9 protein-coding genes, 1 pseudogene and 1 riboswitch are annotated in these 12,485 nt (G+C 66.1%); of the genes and pseudogenes, 6 read left to right on the top strand and 4 right to left on the bottom strand.

What is annotated here, in order from left to right; all coding sequences use genetic code 11:
* The first annotated feature begins 1 nt into the window (after window position 1).
* Both V5279_RS42665 and V5279_RS42660 read left to right on the top strand, forming a co-directional pair.
* A complete protein-coding gene (locus V5279_RS42665) occupies window positions 2-454 on the top strand; it encodes a MarR family winged helix-turn-helix transcriptional regulator (RefSeq protein ID WP_166307649.1) in 453 nt (150 codons plus the stop codon).
* A 252-nt stretch (window positions 455-706) separates the two neighbouring features.
* Window positions 707-2,296 carry a CHAD domain-containing protein gene (locus V5279_RS42660; protein ID WP_338692966.1) on the top strand — a complete coding sequence of 530 codons (1,590 nt, stop codon included), beginning with the start codon at window positions 707-709 and terminating at the stop codon, window positions 2,294-2,296.
* Window positions 2,297-2,391: 95 nt separating this feature from the next.
* Here the strand turns inward: V5279_RS42660 and V5279_RS42655 are convergent, their stop codons facing one another.
* The gene (locus V5279_RS42655; RefSeq protein ID WP_338692964.1) at window positions 2,392-3,588 is read right to left on the bottom strand and encodes an MFS transporter; all 1,197 of its coding nucleotides are present in this window, start codon (window positions 3,586-3,588) and stop codon (window positions 2,392-2,394) included.
* Between the two features lie 170 nt (window positions 3,589-3,758).
* On the opposite strand from V5279_RS42655, the gene V5279_RS42650 reads away from it, so the two are divergent.
* Window positions 3,759-5,006, top strand: coding sequence for a hypothetical protein (locus V5279_RS42650; RefSeq protein ID WP_338692962.1), 1,248 nt, complete (start codon window positions 3,759-3,761; stop codon window positions 5,004-5,006).
* A gap of 198 nt (window positions 5,007-5,204) precedes the next feature.
* On the opposite strand, the gene V5279_RS42645 is transcribed toward V5279_RS42650, so the two are convergent.
* Entirely contained in the window at window positions 5,205-5,378 is a 174-nt protein-coding gene (locus tag V5279_RS42645) for a hypothetical protein (protein ID WP_338692960.1), read from the bottom strand.
* 113 nt (window positions 5,379-5,491) lie between these two features.
* Window positions 5,492-7,762 carry a TonB-dependent receptor gene (locus V5279_RS42640; RefSeq protein ID WP_338692958.1) on the bottom strand — a complete coding sequence of 757 codons (2,271 nt, stop codon included), beginning with the start codon at window positions 7,760-7,762 and terminating at the stop codon, window positions 5,492-5,494.
* A 109-nt stretch (window positions 7,763-7,871) separates the two neighbouring features.
* A riboswitch (cobalamin riboswitch) is annotated at window positions 7,872-8,069 on the bottom strand.
* A 112-nt stretch (window positions 8,070-8,181) separates the two neighbouring features.
* Here V5279_RS42640 and V5279_RS42635 point away from each other — a divergent pair.
* The 3 genes and pseudogenes from V5279_RS42635 to V5279_RS42625 all read left to right on the top strand — a co-directional run bounded on the left by V5279_RS42635 (window position 8,182) and on the right by V5279_RS42625 (window position 11,082).
* Window positions 8,182-9,225, top strand: a complete 1,044-nt coding sequence (locus tag V5279_RS42635) for an iron ABC transporter permease (RefSeq protein ID WP_338692955.1) — start codon at window positions 8,182-8,184, stop codon at window positions 9,223-9,225.
* A pseudogene (locus V5279_RS42630) lies at window positions 9,222-9,994 on the top strand (ABC transporter ATP-binding protein). Before V5279_RS42635 ends, V5279_RS42630 begins: the two are co-directional and overlap by 4 nt.
* 284 nt (window positions 9,995-10,278) lie before the next feature.
* A complete protein-coding gene (locus V5279_RS42625) occupies window positions 10,279-11,082 on the top strand; it encodes an ABC transporter substrate-binding protein (RefSeq protein WP_338692953.1) in 804 nt (267 codons plus the stop codon).
* A 190-nt stretch (window positions 11,083-11,272) separates the two neighbouring features.
* On the opposite strand, the gene V5279_RS42620 is transcribed toward V5279_RS42625, so the two are convergent.
* Window positions 11,273-12,313: an MBL fold metallo-hydrolase gene (locus V5279_RS42620; protein WP_338692951.1), complete on the bottom strand. Its 1,041-nt coding sequence runs from the start codon at window positions 12,311-12,313 to the stop codon at window positions 11,273-11,275.
* Window positions 12,314-12,485: the final 172 nt, after the last annotated feature.

Raw genomic sequence — 12,485 nt, 5'->3', positions numbered from 1 at the left:
AATGGCAGCGTTGAAAAGGCCTGCGAAATCGCCGGCCAGGAACCGGAAGCGGGTTCCCACCCAGGCCGATTACGAGGCGCTGTCGCAGTTCCGTTATTTGATCCGGTGTTTTCTGGAGTTCAGCCAGGACGCCGCGAAGGCCGAGGGGCTGACGCCGCGGCAGCATCAGGCTCTGCTGGCGATCAAGGGGTATCCGGGTGGCGGGCCGGTCACGATCGGCGATCTGGCCGAGCGGCTGCGGCTTCGTCACCACACCACGGTCGAGCTCGTCGACCGGCTGTCCGAGGCCGGATTGGTCGAGCGCGTGCTCGATCCCGCCGACCAGCGGCGGGTGTTGCTGAAACTAACCGGCCTTGCGGCCGATCATCTCGCCGAACTGTCTGCGGTTCATCTCGACGAGCTGTCGCGGATCGAGCCGTTGCTCAAACAGGTGCTGTCGCGGCGGTCGGGCTGACCGCGTCGCATGCACAACGCATCGCGCGTCAGGCGCGCGGTCCCGGCCTGATATCGCGGAACCTGTTGCTTGCGTTGATGAACAAGCATCGAAAACGCGTGGCACGCGTTTCTCGCTCTTGGATGGCGGCGCAACCCCCTTCAACTTCACCGCGTGAATTTAGGTACAATTCGTCGCAATGCACGCTGTCGTGCAAGGGTACGCCTTGTCATTGTCATGAAACCTTCATACACCAAGCTGGGGGCGATATCATTGAATGAGCGGCAGCCGGTCGTGATCGATGCGGGCACTGCCATTGCCGTCGGGCATGGCGATCAGGCGGAAATCGAACTCAAGCTGCTTGCGCCGCAAGGAAGCCTCGAAAAACTGCGCGAGGCACCTTGCATCGTGCAGCATGCGCGCAATCGCGGCGCGTTTCACCGGCTGGAAACGGTGTATTACGACACGCCGGAGCGACTGCTGTTTCAGCATGGCATGTCATTGCGCGTGCGACGCAGCGGCAAGACCTTCATCCAGACGCTGAAGCTTTCCCCCAACGGCGCGCAGCCTCTGATGCGACGCCAATGGGAAGCGCCGGTTGAAAGCATCGCCCCTGATCTGGCGCGACTCCCCGTCGACGAGGTCGGCGATCCCCTGGCGGCGCTGAGTAACGACGCGCTGGTGCCGGTTTTCGCGACCAAGGTGCGCCGGCACGCACGGCAGCTCGATCTGCCAGATGCGTCGGTTGAAGTCGTCTTCGATGAGGGGACGATCGAGGCCAATGCGCGCCAGGAGGTCCTGTCGGAAATCGAGCTTGAACTGAAGAGGGGCAATGCCGGCGTCCTGTTCGATCTCGGAGCGCAGTTGCTCGACGCCGCGCCGCTGCAGATTGGTACGCGCAGCAAGTCGGAACGCGGCTATGCGCTTGCGTTTGACGTCGCGCCATCGGCAGCGAAAGCCGAGTTGTCAGGCGTTACCGCGGAGCTTGTGGTCGACGACGTCATCGCACTGCTGGTGGGCTCCTGCTGGCACCATCTTTTGAAAAACCACGCGGTGGCCGAGCAGGGATCGGACCCCGAAGGCGTGCACCAGATGCGGGTGGCCTTGCGGCGCTTGCGGACGATCTGTGCGCTGTTCCGGCGCGACATTCCGTCGCCGGCATTTCTGGCGGTCAACAGCGAAGCAAAATGGCTGATGCGGCAACTCGGCCGGGCCCGGGATTGGGACGTCTTCGCCAAGGAGACGATCGCCCGCTTGGCCCGCGCGGCTCCGGATATCGACCTGGATGGCCTCCGCCAGGCGGTTGAACAGCAGCGGAAGTCGAGCTACGGCGCCTTGCATGGCGTTCTGGCCGATCCCCGTTGCAGCCGCTTCCTGCTCTCGCTGGGGCAGATGGTGGAACGCCGCAGCTGGCGCAACGAGATCGACAGCGAAGCGCTGGCCGTCCTGTCGCAACCAATGCCCGTGCTCGCCGACAAAATTCTGGAACGATTGCATCGCAAGACGTTGAAGCGTGGTGCGCGGTTCCGGCGGCTCGATATCCATGCGCAGCACAATCTCAGAATCAACCTCAAGAAGCTGCGCTATGCGGCGGAATTCTTCCTGCCGCTTTATGCCGCGCACGCGCCGGCGAAGCGCTACGTGAAGCGGCTCGCCGGGCTGCAGGCTAGTCTCGGGCGGGTGTGCGACATCGGAAGCACGCGCACGCTGCTCCATGCCATCCGGCAGGACGACCAGCCTGCGCTCCATCTCGGCATCGGCGCGATGGCCGGCTGGCTGGCCCGCGATCAGATCGCGGTGGCGAAGACGCTGCGCAAGAGTTGGCGGCGGTTCAAGACGACGCCGGCATTCTGGGGCCGGTGAGTTTGGCAGCTCCTCTGGAGGTTAGCGCGATGCGCGGTGAGCCTGCCGCGCCGGGTTGCCGAACGGGGCTACGCCCGGATTGTAGCCTCGGAGGGCTACGGCTTGCGCTCGGTGACCAGCGCCAGCAGCACGGTCAGCACCATGAAGCCCACCGAGGCACCGAACACCCAGTGCAGCATGTGCTGGTCCATGATCCAGCCGAACAGCAGCGGGCTGACGATGCCGCCGAAGTTGAAGCCGGTGGAGACGATGCCGAAGGCGCGGCCGGCGGCGCCGGGAGGCGCGGCGTTGCGCACCATCATGTCGCGGGACGGCGCGATCACGCCGCCAAGGAATCCGGCGAGCCCCATCGCCAGCGTGAGCAGGACGGGGGGCAGGTCCATCACCGCGATCAGCAGCACGAGCACGGCATTGATCGCAAAGCAGGCCGCCGCGACCTGGCTGTGACGATGGGTCCAGTCGGCGAGATAGCCACCCGCCAGCACGCCCGCGGCGCTGGCGCCGAGGAACGCGGTCAGCGCGATATTGGCGGTGGAGAACGACGCGCCGTAGCCGCCCATCAGTGCCACCACGCCGAAATTGTTGATGCCCGAGGTCGACAGGCTGAGCAGCGTGAAGAAGGCGGTCAGCACCATCAGCGCCGGCGTGATCACGCTGGCCTTCGGCGCATTGTCGTCCTTGGCCTTGTTCCTGTTGGCGCCGGCATCGGGAATGCCGAGCACGATCAGGAACAACGCCACCAGCGGACCGACCGCGCCGGCCACGATCAGCGCGCCGAGGCCGCCGATCGAGGCGACCAGCGCCGCCATGATCGCGGGCGCCACCGCGCCGCCGAGGAAGCCGGCAAAGGTATGGATCGAGAAGGCGCGGCCCATCCGCGCCTCGTCCATATGGGCCGAGAGGATCGCGTAGTCAGCCGGATGATAGACGCTATTGGCAAGCCCGAGCAGCACGGCGCAGACGATCAGCGAGGGATAGCTGAGATGCAGGCCGAGCCCGATCAGCGCACAGCCGCCGATCGTCAGCCCGATCAGCAGGATCTTGCGCGCGCCGATATGGTCGGCGAGGTAGCCGATCGGCGCTTGGGTCAGGCCGGAGACCACCGCGAACACCGTCAGCGCCAGGCCGAGCTCGACATAGCCGACGCCGAGCTGCTGCTTCAGGAACGGGAACAGCATCGGCAGCACGAAAATATGGAAATGGCTGACCCAATGGGCGACCGAAATCCCCGTCAGCGTGCGCACCGCGCTGTCGGCTCTCGCTTGCTGCGGTGCGGCCAGAACGTCGACCATTTTTGAGACAACCCTTTTCCCAACGCCCGGCAGGGCGCGCCGAAAATAGAGGCTGGCTGCTAATTGTCCATGAACGCGCCTGCATGGCTGCCCCCGGCGTGGGCGTGCCGGATCGACACATGCGGCATTAATGGCGGCGACAAAGCGTGGCGGCGCGGCGATGATCGGTCATGATCGACGCCAAAAAGCCGCTCCGGGTGCTCGTGTCAGAGGGCTCCAGCACCTCAGGCCGCGAGGCGATCACGATCCTGGGGCTGGCCGGCCATCACGTCGAAATCTGCGATCCCTCGCGCTGGTGCCTGGCGCGCTATTCCCGCTTTGTACGCAAGTACCACCATTGTCCGCCGCTGCGCACCGATCCGGCCGGCTTCCTGCGCTTCGTCGAGCGTCTGTTGGCGTCGCGGCATTTCGATGTGCTGTTGCCGATCCATGAACAGGGATTCTTGTTCGCCCGCGCCGAGGGACGGCTGCAACCGCGCGTGGGCCTCGCACTGCCGGATTTCACCAGCTATCGCGCCGTGCACAGCAAGGCGGGCTTCAGCCGTCTGCTCGACCAGCTCGGCCTGCCGCAGCCGCCGACCCGGATCGTGAACTCGGTCGAGGAGCTGCGCGACGGCCTGCGGTTTCCCTCCGTGGTCAAGACGTCGATCGGCACCGCGAGCCGCGGCATCTGGTTCGTGCGCGACGCCAACGACCTCCATCGCGCGCTTTACGATCTCGAATCCGCTGGCGATTTTGCCGGCGAGGTGCTGGCGCAGGACCTCATCACCGGCACCGTCGAGAAGGCGCAATCGGTGTTTTGCCGCGGCACTCTCATTGCCTTCCACGCCTACCGGCAGATCGCGGCCGGCGTCGGCGGCGGCGAGGCGATCAAGGAGAGCGTAAGCCGGCCGGCGATCCGCGCCGCACTCGAGACCATCGGCGCGCATCTCGGCTGGCATGGCGCGCTGTCGGTCGATGTCATCATGCCGCTCGACAGCGCAACACCGCTTTTGATCGACTGCAACCCGCGGCTGGTTGAGCCCATGAACGCATACCGGTCCGGCACCGATCTGGTCGACCTGCTGCTGCGCGTCTCGCTTGACGAGACGCCGGCTCCGCTGGCGGACGGCCGCGCCGGCGTGCGGACGCATCTGGCGATGCAGGCGCTGCTCGGCAGCGCGTCGCGCGACGGCACAAGGCGCGAGCTGATCAGGGAATGCGGCCGCATCGCCGCGGGTGACGGTCTCTATCGCGGCAGTACGGAAGAGTTGACGCCGGTGCGGCTCGATTGGCTCAGCGCCGCGCCGCTGGCGATGACCACGGCGCTGCTGCTGGCATCGCCGCAGATCGCATCATCGCTGGCGCGCGGCGGCTTTGGCGCGCATCTGCTCGATCGCGGCAGCATCAAGAAGATCGAGAGTGCGGAGTTTTGCTGACCCCATTCTCGTCGTCCCGGGCAAGCGACTTGTCCGCCGTAGCTCAACGAGCGAAGGCGGAAGCGCGACCCGGGACCCATAACCACCAATGATGATTGTTGCGACGCGCTGGGCCACAGCGCGCTTCAACAACTCGGCCCTGTGGTTATGGGTCCCGGCTTTCGCCGGGACGACGCAGGGATGGATATCGTTCATCTCTCACAACGGCTCGTCGTCATTGCCATAGCGGTCGATCTTCGGCGTGGCGATGTCGCCATCCTCGTCATACTCGTCGTCCGGCGGCGCGGCGGGTAGCGGAGGCGCCTTCGACTTTTCGTCGGACTTCTTGCTGGGCTTGTCGGCGCCCTTGCTCGTCTTTCCGGCCTTGCCCATGCGTTTCCCCTGCGCGGGTTAAATCAGCTGCCGGAATTCTACCCCAGTTTGCTGGCGCTTGTAATGGAGCGAGACGGCGCGGCGGGATCACACCCGCCGCGCCCGATCACGCTCTAAAACGTCGCGCCAGCCTTCACCATGTAGGTGCGGCCGGGGAGCGGATAGGCCGAGAAGCGGCCATCCGTGAATGAGCTCGCGATGGCGTAGTCGTAATAGAGCGCGTTGAACAGGTTGTTGACGCTGAGCGACCAGAAGAAGCGATCGACTTGCCCGCTCAGCTTGATGTCGGCGGTGGCGTTAGCGGGAATCCGGGTCTGGGTGTTGGCCTGGTCGTTGTCCATGATGCGCGAGCTCCAGGCGCGCGCGGTGGCGTCGAACACCAGATAGTTCTGCCAGATATTCCAGGTCACGCCGAGACTGCCGGTGTAGCGCGACACCAGCGGCACGTCATTGCCGGCCCAGATGCCTTCGCGGAAGACCGCGCGGGTGATCGCCATGCCGCCGCGCAGGGTCACGCTGTCGGTGACCTTGAGCGAGGCGCTGGTCTCGCTTCCGTAGCGGCGGGTGGGGTCGAGATCGACGTTGTAGAACAGCACCGGGTTGAAATGGATCTCGTTCTCGAGATCCATCAGATAAACGCTGGTCTGGACCTGGAAGCGGTTGGTCCTGACCCGGAAGCCGCCCTCGACGTCCTGCGACGTCTGGGTCTTGAGCGCAAAATTCTGCGCGATGGGCAGGAAGGTTAGCGGGTCGAATGACGGACCCGAGGCGACGCGTTCGTCGACATCGGGCGTGCGGAATGCGCGTGCGGCGCGGCCGAACACCGAGAATGTGTCGGTGAAGCGATGCTCGACGCCGACATGCAGCGCATATTGCGTCTCGTTGCTGTCGAGCGGCGACGCTTGCGTGTCGAACGCGAACGGCGCATTCGGGTCGTAGCGATCGCGCGCCGAGACGCTGGTATTCTGGACGCGTGCGCCATAGGCGAAGTCAGTGGTCGGCAGCAATCCGAGCGTGTGCTGCCAGTAGCCGGCCACGCTCTGCTGCTCGATATTGTAGATGTGGAAGGGGTCGACGCCCTGGAACGCGCCGCGTGCCTGACGGAACGTCGAATCGTAATAGTCGATGCCGGTGAGGATCGTCGACGGCATCCCCAGCATCACGTTCTTGACGCTGAGCCGCGGCGTCAGCGACCAGGTCTCCAGCGCGGCATCGTTGTAGGTCGAGGCGAAGCTGATGGTCGGTACCGTGCCGAAGAAGCCGCTTTGGGTATCGCGCTGCCGCCAGCCGCCGTCGACGATCAGGTCGACGCCGTTGATCAGCGTTTTGGTGAAGCCGGCGGTGACGCTGGCGGTCTGCTGGTTGGCATAGTCGAACGGCGTGCTGCTGCCCCTGCGGTCGGTTTGCAGCTCGTTCACCCCGATCGAGGGATCGACCAGCCGCCCGCCGGGCAGACCGAGCTTCTGGTCGCTGCCCGTGACGGTGAGGAAAGCGGTGAGATCGGGCGTGGTGTAGTTGATACTGCCGACGGCGTTGCGCTGGTCGAGCGCGTTGTTGACGCGGTAGCCGTCGGACTTGATGCCGTTGCCGTAGAACGAGGTGGACCACGGTCCCGCATTGAGCGCCGCGGAGACGGCGGCCATGCGGGTGTTGAACGAGCCGTATCCGGCCTCGGCTCGCATTGCCGTCGGCGGACCGCCGACACCGGTCTTGGTGATGATGTTGACAACGCCGCCCACCGCGTTGTCGCCGTAGAGCACGGCGCCGCTGTTGCCGCGCGTGATCTCGATGCGCGCGATCGAATCGAGCGGGATCGTGGTGAGGTCGAAGCCGGCCTTGTCGACGTCGTTGAGCCGGCGGCCATTGAGCAGGAACAGCGTGTTGTCGGTGGCGAATGCGCCGAAGCCGCGCAGGTCGACCGAGGTCTTGGCGCCGTTCGGCCCGCCATAGAGCGTTTGCAGCTGCACGCCCGGCACCTGCGCGAGGATTTCAGGCAGCGACTGCACCGGCGAATGCGCGATGTCGTCGGCGGTGATCACGGCCGAGGACGATCCGACAATGCCGGCGAACTGGCGACCGCCGCTGGTGCCGCCCGTTCCGGTGGCCGTGCCTGTCCCTGTGGTGCCCGATCCGCTTCCGCCGCCTACATTGGTGCTCTCTGCGGTGCCCGGCGCCGGACGGCGCGGTGCCGGCGCTTCGTCCGCAGCCGGCTTGGCGCGCGTGACGTTCTGTTCGCCCGGCTTGGTGACTTCGATGGCCGGTAGTTGATCGGGAGCAGGCGCCTGCTGCGCCCGCGCGGCGGCGGTGAAGACTGCCGGCGCGAGCATCGTCGTCGCGAGCAGAAGCGCGCGGCGCCGCCAATGGTGGAATGGGTAGGACGACATAAGCGAGACCTCGGTAACGTCAGTGGCACGTCACCGCGAACCAGTCTCACCATCGTGCTAACAGCCTCAGGTGAAGCTCATGCCTGTACTCCCCGACCGGCATCTTCGCGTGTGACCACGGCTGACGGCAGGTCTCCTGGCTCGCGGGTCGTTACCCTTCGTCGCCTTCCCAGGACCGAGATTCCCAGTGGCCTGTGACGAAGGATTCACCGCATACAGTTGCGGGGGCAGCCGCGGCCTTGGGGAAGTTTCCCCGCACCGCATTCCCTTTTCATCTCATGAAAGAACCGTCATGTTCATCTAGGGTTCGGCCGGGCAGCAAAGTCAATCCGGCGGAAGTCGGGCGGCGGTCAGACGGCCACGGTTTTTGTCGAGTGTCGCTTGTCTGCCACGGCGATCGCTGTAAGAGCATGGATCCGATGAGCGTGCAGGATTTTGCCTTGGCGGCCGAGGTCGCGGCGCGGCGCCGATGGGGCGCCACCGCGGCGCTGCTCGCGCTTGTGGTGCTGCTGTGCGTGATCTCGCTCGGCATCGGGCCGGTGCGGCTGTCGCCGCTCGCGGTGATCGAGGCGCTGTTCGGCGGCGGCAGCGATGTGGCGCAGGTGATCGTGCGCGAAATCCGTTTGCCGCGCACCATTCTCGCGTTCGCAATCGGCGGCATTCTTGGGCTGTCAGGCGCGGCGCTGCAGGGCCTGCTGCGCAATCCGCTGGCCTCGCCGTCGCTGTTCGGTGCGCCGCAATCGGCGGCGTTCGGCGCGGTGCTGGTGATCGCGCTCGGCCTGGCCGACGTGCGCTCCTACGCGTTGCCGGTGGTGGCGATCATCGCCGCGTTCGGCTCGGTGTTCGCGCTGCTCGCGATCGCCGGCCGCAATGCCGGGCTGTTGATCCTGATCCTCGCGGGGCTTGCGATCTCGAGCTTCGCCGGTGCTGCGACCGCGCTGGTGATGAATCTTTCCAGCAATCCCTTCGTGGTGCTGGAGATCGCGTTCTGGCTGCTCGGCTCGCTGGAGGACCGCAGCTTTCAGCATGTGGCGCTGGCGCTGCCCTTCATCATCGCGGGTGCCGCGATCCTGCTCAGCCAGGCGAACGCGTTCCGTGCGCTGACGCTTGGCGAGGAGGCCGCGCAGAGCCTCGGCGTCGATGTCGGGCGGCTGCGGCTCTTCGTGATCGCGGGCGTTGCGCTCGGCGTCGGCGGCGCGGTCGCGGTCACCGGCACGATCGGCTTCATCGGGCTCGTCGCGCCGCATCTGATGCGTCCCCTGATCGGTCACGATCCGGCGCGGCTGCTGGTGCCGAGCGCGCTCACCGGCGCGGCGCTGCTGCTCGCGGCCGATATCGCGGTGCGCATCATCCCCTCGACCTCGGACATCAAGGTCGGCGTGCTGACCTCGATCATCGGCGTGCCGTTCTTCCTCTATCTGATCATGCGCGAACGCCGCGCGCTCGGCGGAGGCGTGGCATGACGCTGCTGTCCGCCATCGCGCTCGATGCTTCGCTCGGCAGCCGAAAGGTGCTGCACGATGTCTCGCTGTCGCTGGCATCGGGCCATTTGGTCGCGCTGGTCGGCCCGAACGGCGCCGGCAAGACCACACTGCTGCGCGCGCTCGCCGGATTGATTCCGTCCGACGGCGAGATCCGGATTGGCGGCGACGCATTGGCGTCACTGCCGCTACGCGAGCGCGCGAAGCGCTTCGCCTATCTGCCGCAGGGGCACATGGTGCATTGGCCGCTGCCGGCGCGCGATATCGTTGCGCTCGGCCGCTATCCGCATGGCGCGACCGATCCGGCGCGGCTATCGCCGAAGGACATGGAGGCCGTGCTGCGGGCGATGCAGGCGGTCGACGTCACTGAATTCAGCGACCGCCGCGTCACCGAGCTGTCCGGCGGTGAGCGCAGCCGCGTCGCGCTGGCGCGGGTGCTCGCGGTCGAGGCGCCGGTGATCCTCGCCGACGAGCCGACCGCGTCGCTCGATCCGCGCCACCAGATCGACGTGATGCAGAAGCTGCGCAACGTCGCCGACACCGGCGTCTTGGTCATCGTGGTGACACACGATCTCGGGCTCGCGGCGCGCTTTGCCGATCACGTGCTGGTGCTGTCGGAGGGCCGGCTGGCGGCGCAAGGCCCGCCGGATGAGGCGCTGTCGGAAGCGGTCCTCGCCAGCGTGTTCCGGTCAGCGCCTACCGCGCTGAATTTCAGCGCGAGGCCGTCATCGTGCCGTGGGCGGACGTGTGATGCGCATGCGGTACCGCCGCGGACGCGCTGCACCTCTCCCGCTTGCGGGGGAGCATAGGCCGCCTTCGGCGGCCGTTCTTAAGAAACGCCGAAGCGAGGCTTCGGCTGTGTCGCATCGAAAGATGCGATGCGGGCGGGGGCTTTCTCCACTCGAAGAGTGTTCATTGCGGCGCTACCCCCACCCCAACCCTCCCCCGCAAGCGGGAGAGGGGGCGCACCTTTTGCGTGTCAGCCATCACGCTCGGCTCTGCTTTTTGCTGACGCTCTCCGTTCTTGCTGGGCTCATGTCCGCCAGTACCGCGTCCGCCGCCGGGCCGCGCATCGTCTCGATGAATGTCTGCAGTGACCAGCTCGTGCTGTCGCTGGCTGATCACGACCAGATCCTCGGGCTCAGCCGTTTCTCCCGCGATGCCTGGCAATCCTGGGCCGCCGAACAGGCGCGAAACTATCCGCGGCTGTCCGGCGAGGCCGAGGATGTGCTGCTGCTCAAGCCCGACCTTGTCGTCGTCAGCCTGTTCGACAAGCGGGCGACGCGCGATCTGTTGAAGGCGAAGGGGCTGCATCTCGTCGAGTTCACGGTGCCGCGCACGCTCGACGAGGTGAGGGAGCAGATCCGCGCGATGGGCGATGTGCTGCAGCATCCGGATCGCGCAGAGGCCGGGATCGCGCGGCTCGACGCGGCGATCGCGCGGGCGCGGGCCGTGGCTGACGGTCATCATTATCGCGTGCTGCCGCTGGAGCGGCGCGGCTTTGTGTCGGGTGAGAGCAGCCTGGTCAGCTCGCTGCTGGCGGCAACGGGTCTTTCCAACGCGGCCGGCGAGCTCGGCTTCAACGCCGGCGGATTTGCCTCGCTGGAAGCAATCGTGAAACTGCGGCCGGATTTCATCCTGGTGGCGGAGGCGGGCGATCGCGCCGAGGATGACGGCCGCGCCTTCCTGCTGCACCCGGCGCTGGAGCGGTTCTATCCGGAGAGCAAGCGCATCGTGCTGCCGGAGCGGCTCACCGTCTGCGGCGGCGTGATGCTGGCGGATGCGCTGGATCGGTTGACGGCGGAGCTGCAGCGGGTAAGCGCCGAGCGCTCTAATTAACCCCGTCGTCCTGAGGTGCGAGCTCTTGCGAGCCTCGAAGGATGCACGGCCCCGATATCGCCAAATGCGCGCGGACACAGTGTGGCCGTCGACCCTTCGAGGCTCGCCCAGCGGTGCAAGTGCACCGCAAGGCTCGCACCTCAGGGTGACGGTCGATAATTTCGCGCGCGTTAACGAAGAGCCTAGGGAATTACCCCAGCACCACCGGCCCGCCGGCCTTCTTCCAGGCGTCCATGCCGCCCTCGATATGCGCGGTGTTCGCCAGTCCCGCCTTCTTCGCGGCGGCCACCGCCATCGCCGAGCGTTCGCCGAAGGCGCAGAAGAACACGACGCGGCGGCCGGTCGCGGCGGCGACTTCGCGCAGCATGCCGCCGGGCTGCAAGGTGGCGCAAATCCCGGGATAGGGCGCGTGCAGTGCGCCCGCGAGCGTGCCGTGCTTGGCCCGTTCGCCGCTCTCGCGCAAATCGACCAGCAGGATATCGGGCCGGCCGAGGCTCGCGATGGCGTCTCGGGCGCTGAGGGAGAGGCCTTCCTTGGCGAGCTCGTCCTGGTGCAGGCCGACATGCATGTTGGCGGGCAGCACGACATCCATCAGCTTCGGGTTCGGCAGATTGAGGTTGTTCATCAGCTCGACATAGTCGTCGATCGATTTGACCTGCAGCCGCGGATTGTAGCGCTTCTCCTCGCCGATCGTGGAGACGGTGTCGCCCTTGTAGTCATGCGCGGGGAATACCATCGTCTCTTCGGGCAGCCTCAAGAGGCGATTGAAGATCGAATCGTACTGCGCCCGCGCGCTGCCGTTCTGGAAATCGGTGCGGCCGGTGCCGCGGATCAAGAGCGTATCGCCGGTGAAGACGCGGTCGCCCATCAGATAGCTGTAGGAATCGTCGGTGTGGCCAGGCGTGTACATCGCCTCGAGGCAGAGGCCCTCGATCGTCACTTTGTCGCCGTCGGAAACGCGCATCGACACCACGTCGGCCTTGCTCTGCTCGCCCATGATGGTGATGCACTGGGTGCGGTCGCGCAGCTCGCCGAGGCCGGTGACGTGATCGGCATGCAGATGTGTATCGACGGCCTTGACCAGCCTGAGGTCGAGTTCCTGCAGCAGCTTGCAGTAGCGGTCGGCCTTCTCCAGCACCGGATCGAGGATCAGCGCCTCGCCGCCGGCGCGGCTCGCGAGCAGATAGCTGTAGGTGCCGGACACGCTGTCGAAGAGCTGGCGAAAGATCATGACGGCTTACCTATTCTCCGGGCCGAGTCACAGGGAGGATATTATTCCATAGATAGGGTCGATTCAAAGCAAATCCATCCCCGCGCGGATACGGGTCCCGTCACCCTGAGGAGCCGCGCAGCGGCGTCTCGAAGGGTGGACGGCCCGGCTCTTTCCGCGAGGAGAGCAAATG

This window comes from Bradyrhizobium sp. 26S5, assembly GCF_036923295.1.
GTDB classification, from domain to species: Bacteria; Pseudomonadota; Alphaproteobacteria; order Rhizobiales; family Xanthobacteraceae; genus Bradyrhizobium; species Bradyrhizobium septentrionale.
This window is presented reverse-complemented; position numbering and strand designations above follow the sequence as displayed.